Below are 19,309 nucleotides of genomic sequence, written 5' to 3'. Positions count from 1 at the left end.
ATTTGCTTCTTTAATTATGTTCAAAAGTTGATTAAACGGCTAACGTCGCGCCTAATTCATGTTTTGGAATAGAGATTTCAACAAGCCCGGCCAATTCGATTACTTTGATTTCATCCTCGTGGTAAACAGCATCTTTGATTTTATCCAAGAAATAATTTTTAGCTTCTTCGATTTCTTTCGGCTGGATTTTACGTTTATCATTGATTAACAGAATTTCATTATGTTCAGGGGCTTCAGTGTAGACAATAGTGGTATTTCCGGCTGTGTAGACTTTGACCAGATGGGCATCAGTGTTTTCAAGCTGGTTCAATACAAGACGGGAATGGCTGTTTGTTACATTTACCAATTTCATGGCGCTCACCTCTTTTATGTATTTTTAATTGCTTGTTTCTCTTATTATAATTTCTTTTTTATAAAATGAACAGTATTTTGACTTTTCTGAAAAAAGAGAGCGTGGGACAAAAGTAAAGAACACTTTTGTCTCACGCTCTAAACACGTATAAACGGCGGAAGCAGAAGCAACTCCTTCGGAAATAAGCTGAAATTCACAAAAATTTGAAAAGCAATTTTCGTGAATTCCTTCTTATTTCTTGGAGTTAAACGCTTCTGTCCCAGCCTCTATATACATACTAGGTTTACTCAGCCGTTTCTTCGGTTGTTTCTTTTGCTAAACGTTCTGGTTTAGAAGTCACGATGATTTTTCCATCCTTATCCAATTTTGCTTTCAGCTCATGAATAGAAGGGTGGTCAAGGTAAAATTCAGCGATGCCATCTTCGATTTGTTCTTGGATTGTTCGTCGAAGGGGGCGAGCACCCATGGATGGATCATAACCTAAGTCAACTAATTTTTCTTTGACATTCGTAGGAACTTCGATATGAAGTTGCTGTGCTGCAAGCATTTGATTGACATCGTCTAGCATCAGTGTAACGATGGTCATCAAGTTTTCTTTTGACAAAGCACTGAATTCGATGATTCCGTCAAAACGATTTAGAAACTCTGGTGTAAAGTAATTATTCAATTGATTCAATACCGAACGAGTAACACCTTCACGTGCCGCACCAAAGCCAACATTTGCTTCTACTTTACCAGTACCGGCATTACTTGTCATAATGATGATCGTATCTTTAAAGCTGACGGTTCTTCCTTGTGCGTCCGTCAATCGGCCATCATCTAAGATTTGCAAGAACATGTGCAAAACATCTGGATGAGCTTTTTCGACTTCATCTAATAAGACAAGACTGTAAGGATTTCTTCGAACTTTTTCTGTTAATTGACCAGCTTCTTCGTATCCAACATAACCTGGAGGAGAACCAATCAATTTAGAGACACTGTGTTTTTCCATATATTCAGACATATCGAAACGAATCATTGAATCTTGTGAACCGAATAATTCATAGGCAAGCTGTTTGGCAAGTTCTGTTTTACCTACACCGGTTGGTCCGACAAATAAGAAGGAGCCAATTGGACGATTCTGTTTGTTCAAACCAACACGATTTCGGCGAATCGCTTTCGCTACACGGTCTACAGCGTTATCTTGACCAATGACATGAGCCTTCAAGTCATCTGCTAAGTTTTTCAATTGTGTCTGTTCTTTTTCTTTTAATTCGCCCACTGGAATACCTGTTCGTTGTTCAACGATTTTTTCCATATCTTTTTCGGTGATGACAGGTGTTTCTTCTTCTGTGAGCTGGCGTTCTTTCATTTTTTGAAGTTTGTTGATCTGATCACGGTAATAAGCCGCTTTTTCGAAATCTTCTTCTCGAGAAGCAAGAACTTTTTGTTCTTCCGCTTCTTGCAGTTTTTTCTCGATCGTTTTAGGATCAACGATTTGGATCGTTAAGTTTTTCTTAGAACCTGTTTCATCTAGCAAATCGATGGCTTTATCCGGCAAGAAGCGATCTTGGACGTAACGATTGGATAAAGTTGCGGCTGCTTCGATGGCTTCATCAGTATATTTTACATGATGATAGTCTTCATAACGTTTTTGCAGTCCTTTCAAGATACTGATTGTTTCTTCGACAGTTGGTTCATCTACTCGTACAGGTTGCATACGACGCTCTAAGGCAGCATCTTTTTCGATGATGCGGTACTCGTTTAAGGTAGTAGCACCAACCATCTGCAATTCTCCTCGAGCTAAAGCAGGTTTTAAAATATTACCAGCATCCATGTTTCCATCGCCTGCGGAACCAGCGCCGACGATTTCATGCACTTCATCTATAAACAGGATCACATTTTCTGCTTGACGAATTTCTTCAATCAATTTTTGCATACGTTCTTCGAATTGACCTCGTATACCAGTACCTTGGACTAAGGATACGACATCTAAACGAATGACTTCTTTGTCCATTAATTTTTGTGGGACATCGCCATCTACGATTTTTTGTGCTAACCCTTCAACAACTGCTGTTTTACCAACACCAGGTTCACCAATCAAGACAGGGTTATTCTTAGTTCGGCGATTTAAAATTTCGATGACACGTTTGATTTCATCATCACGACCGATCACAGGGTCGATATCCCCTTGTCGAGCTTGTTCAGTGATGTTGATTCCGTATTCTCCTAGTAAACCTTCCGTATTTCCTTGAGGTGGTTGTCCACCATTGAAGTTGTTGTTTCCACCAAATTGTGTTGGCGGTGTTTGCTCATAGTTTCCTTGCTGTTGCATTTGGCGAGACATGGAACGGAAAAGATCGTCCAAACTGCCAAATCCAAATGGATCGTTTTGGGCCATATTAGTTAGACCTCCATTTTGCTGATTTTTGATTTTTTGATAACAGCTCTGACAATAATCAAGTTGTGTCCGCTGACCATTGACAGTGGCATATAAGTGAATCGTTGCCTCATTCTTGCCGCAGTTTTGACAAAGCATGAATCATTCACGTCCTTTCACAAAAATGGGTACATCCATATTTTACATCTCGTTTTTCATGAGGTAAAAGAATAACCCCTATTTTTTAGGGATTTATGAGGTAGTAAAGGTAAAATGTCTATTGACCATTACTGACCTTTGATTCTTATTATACTAAAAATCGAAAGGGAAGCAAGTAATTCGTTTCATATAAAAACAAACAAGGTCAAAGGAAAGAATGATAAACGTTAGGAGAAGAGATAGCGACAAGAAAGAGAAAATAAACACGTTTGTTATAAAATGTGAAGAAAAGGATGAAAAAGAATCCGGAATAATTTGAATACTTTTATCTGAAATTGAATGAAAACTGTTGTATCTAACGAAAAAAAATGTTAATCTTTACAGATGAAAGGGTGACACTTGTTAGGATTCTCTGAATTACTAAAAAAGAAAACCCTCACATAAAAACAACACTCACTTAAAGGAGACCGATTAATATGGAAAAGAAAGAATTTCACGTAGTAGCAGAAACTGGGATCCACGCACGTCCAGCTACATTATTAGTACAAACAGCAAGCAAATTTAACTCTGATGTAAACTTAGAGTATAAAGGTAAATCAGTAAACTTGAAATCAATCATGGGCGTTATGTCTTTAGGTGTAGGTCAAGGTTCTGATGTTACTATCACTGCAGAAGGTGCTGACGAAGCTGACGCAATGGCAGCAATCGTTGAAACAATGAAGAAAGAAGGCTTATCTGAATAATGGTTGAAATGCTAAAAGGGATTGCCGCTAGTGACGGTGTAGCCGTTGCAAAAGCTTACCTGCTAGTTCAACCGGATTTAACATTCAGTAAGGCAACAGTAGAAGATACTGCGGCTGAAGAAGCTCGTTTGGATGCTGCATTAGCTAAATCTACTGAAGAATTGCAGCAAATTCGTGAAAAAGCAGCGCAAAGCTTAGGTGAAGCAGAAGCGCAAGTATTTGATGCCCATTTGATGGTTCTTTCAGATCCAGAAATGGTAGGTCAAATCAAGCAAAATATTAAAGACAACAGCGTAAATGCTGAATCAGCGCTAAAAGAAGTAACGGATATGTATATCGGTATGTTCGAAGCAATGGAAGACAATGCTTACATGCAAGAGCGTGCTGCAGATATTCGTGACGTTGCTAAACGTATTTTAGCACACTTATTAGGCGTTACTTTACCAAATCCATCAATGATCAACGAAGAAGTGGTCGTTGTTGCACATGACTTGACTCCAAGTGATACAGCACAATTAGATCGCAATTTTGTAAAAGCGTTTGTAACAGACATTGGTGGACGTACTTCACATTCTGCTATCATGGCACGTTCTTTAGAAATCCCAGCGATCGTTGGGACAAAAGAAATCACTGCTAAAGTCAAAGAAGGCGATATGTTGGCTGTTAACGGGATCGAAGGCGATGTGATCATCGATCCTACAGAGGAACAAAAAGCTGAATTTGAAAAAGCAGGTGCGGATTACGCAGCACAAAAAGCAGAATGGGAAAAACTAAAAAATGCAGAAACTGTCACAGCTGACGGCAAGCATTTTGAATTAGCTGCAAACATCGGAACACCAAAAGATCTAGTTGGTGTTCATAACAATGGTGGAGAAGCAGTTGGTCTGTACCGTACTGAATTCCTATATATGGATTCTCCGGACTTCCCAACAGAAGATGACCAATACGAAGCTTACAAAGCTGTATTAGAAGGTATGGAAGGAAAACCAGTTGTTGTTCGTACAATGGACATCGGCGGGGATAAAGAACTACCATATCTGCAATTACCTCATGAAATGAATCCATTCTTAGGATATCGTGCATTACGTATCAGTCTATCTGAACAAGGCGACGAAATGTTCCGCACACAAATGCGTGCATTACTTCGTGCATCTGTTCATGGTAACTTACGTATCATGTTCCCTATGGTAGCTACGCTCAAAGAATTCCGCGCAGCAAAAGCGATCTTTGAAGAAGAAAAACAAAAATTGATTAGTGAAGGCAAGGAAGTATCTGATACAATCCAAGTCGGCATCATGATTGAGATTCCAGCAGCAGCAGTCTTAGCAGACAAGTTTGCAAAAGAAGTGGATTTCTTCTCCGTAGGTACGAACGATTTGATTCAATACACAATGGCAGCAGACCGTATGAATGAACGTGTTTCTTACTTGTACCAACCATATAACCCATCAATCTTACGTTTAATCAAAAATGTAATTGATGCAGCACACGCTGAAGGAAAATGGGCAGGTATGTGTGGAGAAATGGCTGGAGATCAAACCGCTGTTCCGTTGCTAGTAGGTATGGGTCTAGATGAGTTCTCAATGAGCGCGACATCTATTCTTAAAACACGTAGTTTAATGAAACGCTTGGACACAGCGAAAATGGCTGAACTTGCTGATCGTGCATTGAAAGAATGCGATACGATGGAAGAAGTCGTTGAACTTGTTCATGAATATGTAAAATAAACAACGTATCAAAAACTGGTGTAGCTTGTAAAAGAGCTACGCCAGCTTTTTTGTTTTCTGTTCTTTTTTAAGAAAACGTTTTTGTCAGCAAGATTAGACAAAAATAGGGCTTAAGTTTGAGTGACAGTTTGGAGGCTATGTTATACTATATAAATGAAGGGGGACGTAAGGTGAAGGTATTATTATATTTTGAAAGTGAAAAGATGCTTGCAAAATCTGGAATCGGACGTGCGCTTGATCATCAAAAACGTGCTCTGACGGAAGTCGGTATCTCTTATACACTAGACGACAAAGATGATTATGACATCCTGCACATCAATACATACGGAATCAATAGTCATAATATGGTCAATAAAGCCAGAAGAGAAGGTAAAAAAGTTGTCTATCATGCGCATTCAACAGAGGAAGATTTCCGAAATTCCTTTATCGGATCGAACCAGCTTTCTCCTATTGTAAAAAAATATCTGGTAGGATTGTACCAAAAAGCGGACTATTTGATCACACCAACACCTTATTCAAAACAGTTGTTGGAAAGCTATGGTATCCGTGTACCGATTCAAGCTATTTCCAATGGGATCGACCTAGAGAAATATCGCCCTGATCCAATGAAAGAACAAAAGTTCAGAGAGTATTTCAAACTATCTCCGGATCAAAAAGTAATCATTTGTGTCGGTTTGTTTTTCGAACGTAAAGGAATCATTGATTTCGTAGAAATTGCTAAGAAGATGCCCGACTATACATTCATTTGGTTTGGTCATGTTCCGATGTACTCGATTCCTCGAAACATCCGGAAAATTGTAAAAGAAGACCATCCTGAGAATGTTCTGTTTCCTGGATATATACGAGGGGAAATCATCGAAGGAGCATATTCAGGTGCAGATCTATTCTTTTTTCCTTCTTATGAAGAGACGGAAGGAATCGTTGTTTTAGAAGCTTTAGCAAGCAAGCAAAATGTACTTGTTCGAGATATTCCAGTGTATAATGGCTGGTTAGAAGATAGCAAGAACTGCTATATGGGGAAGACAAACGAAGCGTTTATCCAACTGATTCAACAGATTACCAATGAAGAGCTACCGAGTTTGACACAAGCCGGTTATCAAACAGCAAAAGAACGAAGTATCAATAAAATCGGTGAAGAACTTAAAAACGTATATGAAAGTGTGCTGAATGAAAAAGTCTCTAGCAAATTAAAAAAAGTACATCAGACAAAGGACTAGTTTGGAGGCGAAAAACATGAAAATCGGCTTTTTTACCGATACCTACTTTCCGCAAGTCAGCGGAGTGGCTACATCGATCAAAACATTAAAACAAGAATTAGAAAAACATGGGCATGAAGTCTATATCTTTACGACAACCGATCCTAATGCGGACAAGTTGGAAAAAGATGTGATTCGAATGCCAAGTGTACCGTTTATTTCTTTCAAGGATCGAAGAGTTGTTGTTAGAGGCATGTGGTATGCTTATTTGGTTGCCAAAGAACTAGAATTAGATCTGATCCATACCCATACAGAATTCGGAGCAGGAATACTAGGGAAGATGGTAGCTAAGAAGTTGAAAATACCCCTGATCCATACTTACCATACGATGTATGAGGATTACCTTCATTATATCGGTAAAGGAAAAGTGATCAGGCAATCCCATGTAAAATACTTATCCAGATTATTTGCCAATCATACGACAGGTGTAGTCTGTCCAAGTGAACGTGTTATTGATACATTACGTAGCTATGGCGTAGTAGCACCGCTTCGTGTGATTCCTACTGGTATCGACATTGAGAAATTCAAACGTTCTGATATCACTCAGGAGGATATCAACAAGTTAAGGGAGTCATTAGGACTTCAGGAAAATCATCTGATGATTCTTTCTTTAAGCAGGATTTCTTATGAGAAAAATATCCAAGCATTGGTTAACGGATTTCCTCAGGTTATCTCGGCTTACCCTAATGCCAGATTAGTTATTGTAGGAAAAGGTCCTTATGTAGAAGAGTTAGAGGAATTGATTTCCGAACTGCAGTTAGAAGAATTTGTGCAGTTTACAGGAGAAGTGGATAATAATGATGTAGCCCTTTATTATAAAGCGGCAGATTATTTTGTCAGTGCTTCTACTTCAGAGACACAAGGGCTTACTTATACCGAAGCGATGGCAGCTGGCACGCCTTGTGTCGTAGAAGGAAATGCTTATTTGAACCGATTGTTCGATCATCCTTCATTAGGGAAAACTTTTGAAACCGACGAAGACTTTGCACCCGCACTTATTGATTATATTTCCAGTGAAGTCCCTAGAGATCCAAAGGTTTTAGAAGCCAAACTTTATGATATTTCGTCTACTCATTTCGGCGAAGCCATGATCGAATTTTATCAAGATATGGTTGTTTACCATGAAGAAGAGATGCGAAGAAAAGAAGAAGAAGATTCGATTGAACGAATCAAAATCAAATTAAATTCATTTAAAAGATAAAATTCAAACATTTTTTATAAAAAAATCCTTGTTTCTAGCGTATACTAGCATAGAAGCAAGGATTTTTGATTTTTAGGAGGTCGAAAGAATGAAACTGGGTTTTATCGGAACAGGCGTCATGGGAAGTGCTGTTGTACGCCATCTACTAGAAGCAGGTCACGAAGTCGCTGTTTATAATCGGACAAAAGCAAAAGCTGATTCTTTAGTAACAGAAGGAGCTGTCTGGGCGGATACACCAAAGGCTGTAGCAGAACAAAGCAATATTCTGTTTACAATGGTAGGTTATCCTAAAGATGTAGAAGAAATCTACTATGGAGGATCGGGGATTTTTTCTGCAGATGTCTCAGGACGTATTTTAGTTGATTTGACTACAAGTACACCAACTCTGGCAGAAAAAATTGCAAAAACAGCAAAAGAAAAAGGTGCAGATGCATTAGATGCACCGGTGTCAGGCGGTGACTTAGGAGCAAAGAATGGCACACTGACGATCATGGTGGGCGGAGAAGAATCGGTCTATGATCAAGTACTTCCTTTATTCAAGGAATTTGGTACGACATTTACATTGCATGGCTCTGCTGGGAAAGGTCAGCATACGAAAATGGCCAATCAAATCATGATTGCAGGCACGATGACAGGAATGACGGAAATGCTTGTCTACGCACAAAAAAACGGTCTCGATTTAGAGAAAGTGATTGAGACACTTTCAGGAGGAAGTGCAGCTAACTGGTCTTTAAGTAATTATTCCCCACGTATCTTGAAAGAAGATTACACGCCTGGTTTTTTTGTCAAACATTTTATCAAAGATTTAAAGATTGCATTAGAAGAAGCAGAAAAAATGAACCTTGTCTTGCCAGCAACCATCCAAGCGTTGAAACTATACGAAGAGTTGGCAGATAAAGGTTTTGAGAATGACGGAACACAAGCTTTGATCAAACTTTGGTGGCCTGAAGGGAAAATACCAGAAAAAAAATCATAAAAAACGAGTTTTTTTAGAGAAAATCAATGCAAGTAGGCTATGCTTTTGATACAATATAACAGAAATAAGAAAAGGAGGACCTCCGATGACACATTCACAATTAGTCGCAATCATAAAACGACTGGAGGCTATGGTCGAGTCAGCAGATAATGAACTGCAAGTTCGCCGTTTTGAAAAAGAAGGCGTAGAAAAGTGTACAGTAACTTATGATAAAGCGACCGATACGTTTGAATTAACTGAAACAGATACTCATCAGCAATACGAATTCGATAATATCGATATCGTAGCGATGGAAATCTATGACTTAATCCAATAAATTTTAGGATAATTGACATTTGAAGTTGAAGATGCCTAAAAGAAGCCGAGAAGCAGCTAATTTAGTTGCTTTTCAGCTTCTTTTTTGTTTAATTGTTCCATTTCGATCTGTTCCTTTTCTAATTTTTTGCGGTAACTAATCAGAATTTGTACAGGATCGATTTCTTCTTTTGATAATTGGCGTTTCAAAGATAAATGAGCTTCTTTTTTTTCATAATAAAAGTCAGGTGGATTGTCCCCAGAAGCAATTATTGTTTCTGCAAGCTGTCCGTAACAAATAAGGTAGTGCTTTTTCTGACTTTCATCCGCTGCCAGTGGCATACTGAATGTGAGGGATGGTGTTCTTAAAAACTGCTTTTGTTCTTGGATCCGTCTGATGAAATAAGTAACTAATTCGATATCTTTTTGAAGCATTCCAGCTTTTTCGAAATTCAGTTGATAGATGAAATGTTGTTGTCTCTTTTTCAAGTAAGTCAGTAGCTTTTTATTGCGTCCCTGAAACAATCCTTGGATCTCCTTCTTTTTCTGTTCAAAAGTCATTTCCTGTAAGTCAGGAAGCTGGACTCGCAAAGCTAATAAGCTGATTTCAGACAGCCAAGGCATTTGATACGTTTCTTCCATTATACGCAAAATAGACGGCATTTTTTTATAGAGACGAAACGGACCGTATGTTCGAGCCGTAGGAGTATCTGTTAATACAAATCCCTTATTGGAAATATGTACATAATTGTAGTTACTGAAATAATTCATTTGTCGGTTATAAAAAGGACGGTAATGTTGGATTAGTTGACACTCAAGCAACAAAGCATCTAATTCTGTATCTACTACGACGAAATCAAAATCTGTTATATGATGAATCATACGTAATACTTTTTTTGAATGCTGCTTATTCTGATGAAAATAGCTGCTTACTCTATTTTTGAGCCGTTTTGCTTTACCAACATAGATGACCATCCCTTCTTGGTTTTTCATAAGATAGACACCCGGCAGCATGGGGAGATTTTTTATTTTTTCTTTTAACATAGGGTCTCCTTTCACGCTTTGAATAAAAAGACTATAACAAATTTTGAAATAATGGACAAGTTTTAGGGAATTGGATCATTCTATCAACAAGAAATACTTTGATAATCAAAATATGTCAGTGCAATAGTTTTTCTAATAAAATAAATAAAAAATGCTGATTTATCAGTTTTTTTAAATGAGTAAAATCTTAAAATAAACTCATATAGCAAAAAAATGAACTTTTACGGTTGCATTTTGAAAAAAGTTAAGATATAGTTTGAACATCAAAAGATTTGATAATCAAACTAATTAGTGGACGGTGGAACATGGAACCAGATTTAAAAACAGTAAATGATTATCTTGTTAGTGTCTTCAATGATATTTTGACAATCGAAGAGTCTGAGTTGAAAAAATCTCAATTCAAAGATCTGTCAATCACAGAGATGCACACGATCGAGGCAATCGGGATGTACAAGAAAAAAACAACTTCAGAAGTAGCCAAAGAACTATCAATTACTGTTGGGACCTTGACCACTGCTATTAACAAGTTAGTAAAAAAAGGCTATGTCGAACGTATCCGCAGTGAAGATGACCGTCGTGTTGTAAAGTTGGGACTAACGAAAAAAGGAAAGTTACTGTTTCGGGTCCATCAGCATTTTCATCGTGAAATGGTCAAGAACATCTTAGAAGGAATGGCTACGGAAGAACAGCATGCCTTGCTGGATGCACTGAAAAACTTGCATGACTTCTTGCAAGACTATAAGTGAGGATATTTAATGGAACAATTTGGAATGATTACTGCAACAGCCAGCGTCCTTCCTGAAAAGATCATTACGAATAATGATCTTTCCAAGATGATGGACACCTCGGATGAATGGATTTCGTCAAGAACGGGTATTCGTGAACGAAGATGTGTAACAAATCAGGAGACATCTGATTTATGCCTCTTAGTGGCGGAAAAATTGATGAAACAAAAAAATCTGAACCCTGAAGATTTGGATTTTATCTTAGTAGCAACAATGTCGCCCGATTACACGACACCATCTGTAGCAGCACAAGTACAAGGGAAATTGGGAGCAGCTAATGCTATTGCTTTCGATATCAGCGCGGCATGTTCAGGATTTGTTTATGCGTTAAGCATGGCTGACAAAATGATCCGCTGCGGTTCGACTAAAGGATTGGTAATTGGCGGTGAAACACTGTCTAAACTAATCGATTGGTCTGATCGCACGACTGCTGTATTATTTGGTGATGGAGCAGGTGGGGTTCTCTTAGAAGCAAACCCACAAAAAAAATTGCTGAAAGAAAAATTAGCAACTGATGGTACCAGAAGTACCTCACTGACTGCTGGCTACCAGCAAAATAAAAACCCGTTCTATTCAGAAGATTCAGAAGGTTCGTATTATTTGCGAATGACCGGCAGAGATATTTTTGATTTCGCCGTTCGAGATGTTGCAAACAATATCCAAGAAGTCATGAAAGACATGCCAGTTGATTATCTGCTTTTGCATCAGGCAAATCTCAGGATCATTGAGAAAATCGCCCGAAAAGTAAAGATGCCGCAAGAAAAATTCCTGACCAATATGGATAAGTACGGGAATACCTCTGCTGCAAGTATCCCTATTTTATTGGATGAAGCAGTTTCTAGCGGAAAGATCACCTTGGGAAAACAACAGAAAGTAATATTTACAGGCTATGGCGGAGGTTTAACGTGGGGAAGTATTCTCATGGAGCTGTAAACTGTTAAATTATAAAAATAAAAAAGCAAACAATATCGGAGGAATATATTATTATGGTATTCGAAAAAATTCAAGAAATCATTGCAGAAGAATTAGGAAAAGAAACTGAAGAAATCAAATTGACTACTGACATCCAAGAAGACTTAGAAGCTGACAGCTTGGATTTATTCCAAATCATCAATGAAATTGAAGATGAATTTGATGTAAAAATCGAAACAGAAGACGGAATCAAAACGGTTCAAGATTTAGTGACTTACGTAGAAAAACAAACTGCATAATCATTAAAATTAGGTTGGGGGCTGGGACATTTCCTGAAATAGGGATGTCTCGGCCTTTTTGAATAAGAAGAATCAAACATATATTCTGGATATATTGGAGAAAAACATGAAAACAGCATTCTTATTTAGTGGCCAAGGTGCACAATATCAAGGTATGGGAAAAGATTTATATGAAGAAACCATTGTAAAGCAGACATTTGATGAAGCAAGTGAGATTCTCGGCTACGATATGGCCGACCTCTGCTTTTCAGAAAATGAACGTTTGGATCAGACACAATATACACAGCCAGCTATTCTAACAGTCAGCATTGCGTATTATCGCTTATTGAAGGAGCATGGAATCGTCCCAGCTGCAGCTTTAGGACTGAGTTTAGGAGAATATTCGGCATTAGTAGCCAGTGATGCGTTATCCTTCACTGAAGCCGTTGCACTAGTAGCGAAGAGAGGCGCTTATATGACGGAAGCTGCCCCAGCTGGAAGCGGAAAAATGGTCGCAGTAATGAATGCACCGATTGAGACGATTGAGGAAAGCTGTCATGAAGCAAGCAAGTACGGCATCGTGTCTCCTGCTAATTACAATACACCTCAGCAGATCGTGATCGGTGGCGAAGAAAAAGCCGTAGATGAAGCTGTTTTGCTCTTAAAAGAAAAAGGAATCAAAAGGATGATCCCACTAAATGTCAGTGGACCTTTCCATACAGCTATTTTAGCACCAGCATCAAAAAAACTGGCGAAGGATCTAAGTCATATTCAATTTTCTGACCCTTCTTTTCCAGTCATCAGCAACACAACAACGGAAATAATGAAGAAAGAGACGATAGCGGGACTACTTGAACAGCAAGTCATGCAACCTGTTCGTTTCTACGAGAGTATCCATAAATTAAAAACAATCGGCATCGAGCGAGTCATTGAAGTCGGTCCCGGAAAAGTATTAAGCGGATTTATGAAAAAAATTGATAAAACGATACCAGTTCTGCGTGTTGAGAATAAGCAGACATTTGATGAAACAATAGCAAAATTATAAGGAGGAAGGTTATGGATGTAAAAGGGAAAAATGTATTTATTACAGGTAGTACAAGAGGAATTGGCAAAGCGATGGCATTAGCTTTTGCAAAAGCTGGAGCAAATATTATTTTGAATGGGCGCGGAGAGATTCCAAAAGAAAAGATAGAAGAAATTGAAGCATTCGGTGTAAAATGCGTAGGAGTTTCCGGCGATATCTCTGATTATGAGAAAGCAGGACAAATGATCAAAGAAGCAGAAGAAAAGCTTGGATCGATCCATATCTTAGTAAACAATGCCGGAATCACAAATGACAAACTTGTGATGCGGATGGATGCAGAAGATTTCAAAAAATGTCTGGATATCAATTTGATCGGTACCTTCAATATGACGCAACACGTTTTGAAAAAAATGATGAAGCAGCGAGAAGGGGCCATCATCAATCTCTCTAGTGTATCTGGATTGATTGGAAATATCGGACAAGCAAATTATGCAGCTAGCAAAGCTGGTGTCGTAGGATTGACAAAATCGGTTGCACGAGAAGCTGCGACTAGAGGTATCACATGCAACGCCATTGCACCAGGATTCATCACAACTGATATGACGGAAGTTTTAGCAGATAAAGTCAAGGAGCAAGCGGAAAAGCAAATTCCAATGCAACGTTTCGGACAAGTAGAAGATGTTGCACAAACAGCAGTTTTCTTAGCACAAAATCCATATATCACCGGCCAAGTCATCAATGTCGATGGCGGATTGGTCATGCACGGATAAGAAAAGGAGAGCAAATAAATGAATCGAGTGGTAATTACTGGCTATGGAGTCACTTCACCTATTGGAAATGACGCAGACAGCTTTTTGAATAGCTTGAAAGAAGGTACGAATGGCATCGCACCGATCACTAAATTTGATGCTTCAGAAACAGGGATCACCTTAGCGGGTGAAGTCAAAGATTTCCCTTACGATAAATATTTTATTAAAAAAGATAGCAAACGAATGGATATGTTTTCGATCTATGGGATCTACGCTGCTTTAGAAGCAATGGAGATAAGCGGTTTAGATAAAGAAAAAATGAATCAAGACCGATTTGGTGTCATTATCGGATCAGGAATCGGTGGTCTTCCGACAATCGAAAATCAAGTTATCCGTCTGCATGAAAAAGGCGCAAAACGAGTTTCTCCAATGTTCGTGCCAATGGCGATTGCCAACATGGCAGCTGGAAATATTGCTTTGCGAGTAGGCGCAAAAGGTATCTGTACAGCTATCGTAACAGCTTGTGCTAGCGGAACGAATTCAATCGGTGAAGCATTCCGTAACATCAAACATGGCTATTCAGATGTCATTCTTGCTGGAGGAACAGAAGCAACAATCTGTGAGATGGGGATTGCTGGATTTGCAGCTTTAACTGCACTTTCGGAATCAACTGATCCTAATCGTGGTTCGATCCCGTTTGATGAAAATCGAAATGGTTTTGTGATGGGTGAAGGAGCAGGTGTTCTAGTTCTTGAATCTTTAGAGCATGCACAAGCTCGCGGTGCCAAAATCTATGGAGAAATCGTTGGATACGGTGCAAATTGTGATGCTTACCATATGACAGCCCCTACTCCAGATGGTTCTGGTGCGTCTAAAGCAATGAAGCTTGCGATGGAAGAAGCTGGTATACAGCCGGAGCAAGTTGGATATATCAATGCGCACGGAACGAGTACGCCAGCTAATGACCAGGCAGAAGCAAAAGCAATCCAACTCGCACTAGGTGAAAATTTCAGAGATACTTATGTCAGCAGTACGAAATCAATGACTGGACATTTATTGGGAGCAGCCGGCGGGATCGAAGCATTGGCCACTCTGATGGCATTGGAACATCAATTTATCCCACCTACGATCAATGTAGAAAAACAAGATCCTGAGATTGATTTGACAGTTGTCAAAAACGAAAGCAAACCTGCAAGCTTTACTTATGCAATGAGCAATTCATTAGGGTTTGGCGGACATAATGCGGTTCTTTGTATGAAACGCTGGGAGGAATAATTTTGGATATCAATGAAATTAGAGAATTAGTTAGTCAATTTGATCAATCTTCGCTAACGGAATTTGACTTGCGTGAAGGTCAATTTGAATTGTACATGAATAAAAATAAAACAAGCCGAGGCATGAATATGGTTCAAACAAACGAAACGGTGCCAGTTTCGGAGCCGGTTAACGCCATGCCTGAACAAGCAACAACTGTTCCAGAACCAACGAAGGAAAAAGAATCGGTAGTATTTGATGGAATCGAGGTTGTTTCGCCAATCGTGGGAATCGTTTATTTGCAACCGGCACCAGACAAACCAGCTTTCAAAAAAGTAGGTGATCAAGTTGCCAAAGGAGAAGTTATCTGCATTATTGAAGCGATGAAACTAATGAATGAGATAACTAGTGAGGCCGACGGAGTAATCACAGAAATCCTTGTAGAGAACGAGTCAGTTGTTGAATATGGGCAGCCACTCTTTAGGATCCAGCCAAAATAAGCAAAGCAGGAAAGAGGGAAATAAATGAACATACAAGAAATCAAAGAAATTATTCCGCATCGTTATCCAATGCTTTTGATTGATCGAGTGGAAGAGATGGTTGAAGGAGAACGGATCATTGCTAAGAAAAATGTAACGATCAACGAGCCCTTTTTTCAAGGACATTTTCCAGAAGAGCCTGTTATGCCAGGGGTACTGATTGTTGAAGCAATGGCGCAAGCAGGAGCAGTCGCATTACTTTCTCTTGAACAGTTCAAGGGTAAAACGGCTTACTTCGGCGGATTGGACAAAGCAAAATTCCGTAAGAAAGTTACACCGGGCGATACCTTATATCTTGAAGTTGAGATATTGAAAGTGAAAGCCTCAGCCGGAATAGGCAAAGGAATCGCTAAGGTTGACGGTAAAAAAGTAGCCGAAGCGGAATTAACCTTTATGATTGGATAGGTGAAATATGTTTTCTAAAGTCTTGATAGCTAACCGTGGCGAAATCGCTGTACGTATCATTCGTGCATGCCGCGAATTAGGGATCCAAACCGTAGCGATATATTCAGAGGCAGATGCCGAAGCACTTCATACACAGCTAGCAGATGAAGCAATCTGTATTGGTCCGGCAAAAGCGGTTGATTCATATCTGAATGTTCAAGAAGTACTGAGCGCTGCAATCGTAACAAAAGCTGAAGCAATTCATCCAGGTTTTGGATTTTTATCTGAAAATAGCCGGTTTGCCTCCATGTGTGAAGAGTGCAATATCACATTTATTGGTCCTAAAAGCGCAACAATTGATGCAATGGGGAATAAAATCAATGCGCGTCAATTGATGCAAGAAGCAAATGTCCCGGTCATCCCAGGAAGTACTGGTGTATTATCTACTGTAGAAGAAGCATTGGAAATAGCAGACAGGATCGGCTATCCAGTGATGCTGAAAGCAGCTGCAGGCGGTGGCGGGAAAGGCATTCGAAAAGTTCAATCAAAAGAAGAACTTCCACAGCATTTTTCTTCAGCTCAGCAAGAAGCAGCAGCGGCATTTGGAAATGATGATATGTATTTGGAAAAAATCATTTATCCTGCTCGCCATATAGAAGTTCAGATTTTAGGTGATCATTTTGGCAATGTCATTCATTTAGGAGAACGAGATTGTTCTTTGCAACGTAATAATCAAAAAGTACTGGAAGAATCTCCTTCTGTAGTGATTTCACAATCAAAAAGAGAAGCACTAGGAGACGCTGCTGTTCGAGCAGCTAAAGCAGTCAATTATGAAAATGCCGGAACAATCGAGTTTCTGATGGATGAAGAAGGCGATTTTTATTTCATGGAGATGAATACTCGAATCCAAGTGGAACATCCCGTAACAGAAATGGTCACAGGGATCGATTTAGTAAAAAAACAGGTGGAGATAGCAGCCGGTGAGCCTTTGAATGTGCGTCAAGAAGAAGTAGTATTCCAAGGACACGCCATTGAGTGCCGAATCAATGCAGAAAATCCCGCTTTTCATTTTGCTCCTTCACCAGGGAAAATCCAAAACTTGCTACTTCCAGCAGGTGGGATGGGGTTGCGGGTAGACAGTGCGGTTTATCCAGGCTATACGATCCCGCCATATTATGATTCAATGATTGCGAAAATTATTGTCCATGGAAATACACGTTTTGAAGCATTGATGAAGATGCAGCGAGCCTTAAGTGAATTTATCACAGAAGGGATCATTACGAACGCAGAATTTCAGATGGATTTGATTAGTCATCCAGCAGTAATAGCAGGTGATTACAGCACAGCATTTTTACAAGAAGAATTTTTACCGAATTGGACACCAGAAACGGAGATAGGAGGCGCATAGATGGCTCTGTTTAAGAAAAAGAAATATATTCGGATCAATCCTAATAGAGAGAGCAAACCTGCTAACTCGCCATCTGTTCCCGATAACATGTGGGCGAAGTGTCCAAATTGCAAACATATCCTTTATACGAAAGACATCGGTGAAGAAAAAGTATGCCCCCATTGCGGATACGCTTTTCGTATCGGTGCATGGCAGCGTCTAGCTTTGATCATTGATGAAAAAAGTTTTGAAGAATGGGATACGGATCTTGTAACCGAAGATCCGCTAGCATTTCCCGAATATACGGAAAAAATAAAAAAAATGCAAGATAAAACGGGGCTTCATGAAGCAGTCCTCACTGGTAAAGCAACCATTCAGGGAATCCCCTTCATTATTGGAGTGATGGATCCCAATTTTATCATGGGAAGTATGGGCACGATTGTTGGAGAAAAAATCACTAGGTTATTCGAACGAGCAACAAAGGAAAAACTTCCAGTCGTTTTGTTCACGGCTTCAGGAGGCGCTCGGATGCAAGAAGGCATCTTTTCTCTGATGCAGATGGCGAAAATCTCTGCTGCTGTCAAACGGCACAGTAATGAAGGTCTTTTTTATCTAACTGTTTTGACAGACCCGACGACCGGAGGAGTAACTGCCAGTTTTGCAATGGAAGGTGATATCATTTTAGCAGAACCCCAAAGCTTGATTGGTTTTGCTGGAAGACGTGTCATCGAACAGACGATCAAGCAGGAACTTCCAGAAGATTTCCAAAAGGCCGAATTCTTATTGTCTCATGGTTTCGTCGATCAGATTGTTCCCCGCATGGAATTGAAGCAGAAAATCCATACGCTTCTTGAATTGCATACACAGAAAGGATGGATAGATCGTGGATAAAACAGCACATGATGTCGTTCAGTTAGCAAGAGCTAAAGAACGATGGACTAGCTTGGACTTTTTTGAAGAGATCTTCGATTCTTTTGAGGAATGCCATGGTGACCGTTTATTTGCAGATGACGAAGCGATTGTTGGTGGCATCGCTCGATTAGATGGCAAACCGGTAACAGTGATAGGTATTCAAAAAGGAAGGGATCTGCAGGAAAATATCCGCAGAAATTTTGGTTCTCCTCATCCTGAAGGCTATCGCAAAGCTTTACGACTGATGAAGCAAGCTGAAAAGTTTAATAGACCGGTGATTACATTGATCAATACAGCAGGTGCCTATTGCGGTATAGGAGCAGAAGAGCGTGGCGAGGGAGAAGCAATTGCCAAAAATCTGCTCGAAATGTCTGATTTAAAAGTACCAATCATCGCCGTTATCATTGGTGAAGGTGGAAGTGGCGGTGCCCTTGCTCTAGGTTTAGCGGATGAAGTCTGGATGTTAGAAGAAACGATCTATGCTGTGCTTTCCCCAGAAGGGTTTGCTTCGATTTTGTGGAAAGACGGCAGTCGCGCTGCAGAAGCAGCCGAGTTGATGAAAATTACTGCACCAGAACTACGTGAGCTAGGGATCGTGGATCGAGTGATTCCTGAAACGTTCAACGGCGAGCAGTTGCCACGGCAAAAAGTCGCTCACATCATGAAAAAAGCGTTGATTGAAAAATTGACGGAACTTGTTCGATTCGACCAGCATGAACTACTGGAAAAACGATACAAGAGGTTCCGACAATATTAGGTGTTTAACAACTAAGCAAAGAGTAAAGAATGATTCTTGCTCGCTTAGTTGTTTTTTGTTTCTAAATTTTTCTGTGATCAATCTTTATTTTTGGTCATTTTGTAAAGAAATGCTTTTTCTGAAAGAGGAACGAGTATAGAGGTAGTTTTTTTTGCTGATATGCAGTATAATACGGGGTTGAGGAGTACTTTATGTGCTCCTTCATTTTTTGCAGATG

Annotated in this window: 20 protein-coding genes; 17 read left to right on the top strand and 3 right to left on the bottom strand. The window is 39.5% G+C overall.

Going from position 1 to position 19,309, the window contains the following annotated elements:
• Nucleotides 1-31: 31 nt before the first annotated feature.
• Together IGJ53_RS09850 and IGJ53_RS09845 are read right to left on the bottom strand one after the other, a co-directional pair.
• The gene (locus tag IGJ53_RS09850) at nucleotides 32-352 is read right to left on the bottom strand and encodes a DUF1827 family protein (RefSeq protein ID WP_002315292.1); all 321 of its coding nucleotides are present in this window, start codon (nucleotides 350-352) and stop codon (nucleotides 32-34) included.
• A 283-nt stretch (nucleotides 353-635) separates the two neighbouring features.
• Nucleotides 636-2,870 (bottom strand): ATP-dependent Clp protease ATP-binding subunit, encoded by a 2,235-nt coding sequence (locus IGJ53_RS09845; protein WP_038398805.1) that lies wholly within the window; start codon nucleotides 2,868-2,870, stop codon nucleotides 636-638.
• 476 nt (nucleotides 2,871-3,346) lie between these two features.
• Between IGJ53_RS09845 and IGJ53_RS09840 the strand changes: the two genes are divergently transcribed.
• The 6 genes from IGJ53_RS09840 to IGJ53_RS09815 all read left to right on the top strand — a co-directional run bounded on the left by IGJ53_RS09840 (nucleotide 3,347) and on the right by IGJ53_RS09815 (nucleotide 9,089).
• On the top strand, nucleotides 3,347-3,613 hold the full coding sequence (locus IGJ53_RS09840) for a phosphocarrier protein HPr (protein ID WP_002287602.1): 267 nt from the start codon (nucleotides 3,347-3,349) through the stop codon (nucleotides 3,611-3,613).
• On the top strand, nucleotides 3,613-5,340 hold the full coding sequence (gene ptsP / locus IGJ53_RS09835; RefSeq protein WP_002341270.1) for a phosphoenolpyruvate--protein phosphotransferase: 1,728 nt from the start codon (nucleotides 3,613-3,615) through the stop codon (nucleotides 5,338-5,340). Before IGJ53_RS09840 ends, ptsP begins: the two co-directional genes overlap by 1 nt.
• 170 nt (nucleotides 5,341-5,510) lie before the next feature.
• Entirely contained in the window at nucleotides 5,511-6,557 is a 1,047-nt protein-coding gene (locus IGJ53_RS09830; protein ID WP_002315289.1) for a glycosyltransferase family 4 protein, read from the top strand.
• Nucleotides 6,558-6,573: 16 nt separating this feature from the next.
• On the top strand, nucleotides 6,574-7,797 hold the full coding sequence (locus tag IGJ53_RS09825) for a glycosyltransferase family 4 protein (protein ID WP_010733430.1): 1,224 nt from the start codon (nucleotides 6,574-6,576) through the stop codon (nucleotides 7,795-7,797).
• An 88-nt stretch (nucleotides 7,798-7,885) separates the two neighbouring features.
• Nucleotides 7,886-8,773, top strand: a complete 888-nt coding sequence (locus tag IGJ53_RS09820) for an NAD(P)-dependent oxidoreductase (RefSeq protein WP_010733431.1) — start codon at nucleotides 7,886-7,888, stop codon at nucleotides 8,771-8,773.
• Nucleotides 8,774-8,858: 85 nt separating this feature from the next.
• A complete protein-coding gene (locus IGJ53_RS09815) occupies nucleotides 8,859-9,089 on the top strand; it encodes a YkuJ family protein (RefSeq protein WP_002287607.1) in 231 nt (76 codons plus the stop codon).
• A 56-nt stretch (nucleotides 9,090-9,145) separates the two neighbouring features.
• Here IGJ53_RS09815 and IGJ53_RS09810 read toward each other — a convergent pair whose 3' ends face one another.
• Nucleotides 9,146-10,111, bottom strand: a complete 966-nt coding sequence (locus IGJ53_RS09810; protein WP_010733432.1) for a GIY-YIG nuclease family protein — start codon at nucleotides 10,109-10,111, stop codon at nucleotides 9,146-9,148.
• Nucleotides 10,112-10,416: 305 nt separating this feature from the next.
• Between IGJ53_RS09810 and fabT the strand changes: the two genes are divergently transcribed.
• The 11 genes from fabT to IGJ53_RS09755 all read left to right on the top strand — a co-directional run bounded on the left by fabT (nucleotide 10,417) and on the right by IGJ53_RS09755 (nucleotide 19,092).
• Nucleotides 10,417-10,857, top strand: a complete 441-nt coding sequence (fabT, locus tag IGJ53_RS09805; RefSeq protein WP_002310362.1) for a fatty acid biosynthesis transcriptional regulator FabT — start codon at nucleotides 10,417-10,419, stop codon at nucleotides 10,855-10,857.
• 9 nt (nucleotides 10,858-10,866) lie between these two features.
• A complete protein-coding gene (locus tag IGJ53_RS09800) occupies nucleotides 10,867-11,829 on the top strand; it encodes a beta-ketoacyl-ACP synthase III (RefSeq protein ID WP_002373495.1) in 963 nt (320 codons plus the stop codon).
• A 53-nt stretch (nucleotides 11,830-11,882) separates the two neighbouring features.
• Nucleotides 11,883-12,107: an acyl carrier protein gene (locus IGJ53_RS09795; protein WP_002287614.1), complete on the top strand. Its 225-nt coding sequence runs from the start codon at nucleotides 11,883-11,885 to the stop codon at nucleotides 12,105-12,107.
• A gap of 106 nt (nucleotides 12,108-12,213) precedes the next feature.
• Nucleotides 12,214-13,131 carry an ACP S-malonyltransferase gene (gene fabD, locus IGJ53_RS09790; RefSeq protein ID WP_010733433.1) on the top strand — a complete coding sequence of 306 codons (918 nt, stop codon included), beginning with the start codon at nucleotides 12,214-12,216 and terminating at the stop codon, nucleotides 13,129-13,131.
• 11 nt (nucleotides 13,132-13,142) lie between these two features.
• On the top strand, nucleotides 13,143-13,880 hold the full coding sequence (gene fabG / locus IGJ53_RS09785; RefSeq protein WP_002341276.1) for a 3-oxoacyl-[acyl-carrier-protein] reductase: 738 nt from the start codon (nucleotides 13,143-13,145) through the stop codon (nucleotides 13,878-13,880).
• An 18-nt stretch (nucleotides 13,881-13,898) separates the two neighbouring features.
• Nucleotides 13,899-15,134, top strand: coding sequence for a beta-ketoacyl-ACP synthase II (gene fabF / locus IGJ53_RS09780; protein WP_002290843.1), 1,236 nt, complete (start codon nucleotides 13,899-13,901; stop codon nucleotides 15,132-15,134).
• 2 nt (nucleotides 15,135-15,136) lie between these two features.
• Nucleotides 15,137-15,613: an acetyl-CoA carboxylase biotin carboxyl carrier protein gene (gene accB / locus IGJ53_RS09775; RefSeq protein ID WP_010733434.1), complete on the top strand. Its 477-nt coding sequence runs from the start codon at nucleotides 15,137-15,139 to the stop codon at nucleotides 15,611-15,613.
• Between the two features lie 24 nt (nucleotides 15,614-15,637).
• Nucleotides 15,638-16,057 (top strand): 3-hydroxyacyl-ACP dehydratase FabZ, encoded by a 420-nt coding sequence (gene fabZ / locus IGJ53_RS09770; protein ID WP_002310367.1) that lies wholly within the window; start codon nucleotides 15,638-15,640, stop codon nucleotides 16,055-16,057.
• A 7-nt stretch (nucleotides 16,058-16,064) separates the two neighbouring features.
• Nucleotides 16,065-17,444, top strand: coding sequence for an acetyl-CoA carboxylase biotin carboxylase subunit (locus tag IGJ53_RS09765; RefSeq protein WP_002310368.1), 1,380 nt, complete (start codon nucleotides 16,065-16,067; stop codon nucleotides 17,442-17,444).
• Complete coding sequence (gene accD, locus IGJ53_RS09760; protein WP_002310370.1) at nucleotides 17,445-18,314, top strand: acetyl-CoA carboxylase, carboxyltransferase subunit beta; 870 nt, start codon at nucleotides 17,445-17,447, stop codon at nucleotides 18,312-18,314.
• Nucleotides 18,307-19,092, top strand: coding sequence for an acetyl-CoA carboxylase carboxyl transferase subunit alpha (locus tag IGJ53_RS09755; protein WP_002310372.1), 786 nt, complete (start codon nucleotides 18,307-18,309; stop codon nucleotides 19,090-19,092). Before accD ends, IGJ53_RS09755 begins: the two co-directional genes overlap by 8 nt.
• The last annotated feature ends 217 nt before the right edge of the window (nucleotides 19,093-19,309 follow it).

This window comes from Enterococcus sp. DIV1283b (genome assembly GCF_051710965.1).
GTDB classification, from domain to species: domain Bacteria; phylum Bacillota; class Bacilli; order Lactobacillales; family Enterococcaceae; genus Enterococcus_B; species Enterococcus_B lactis.
This window is presented reverse-complemented; position numbering and strand designations above follow the sequence as displayed.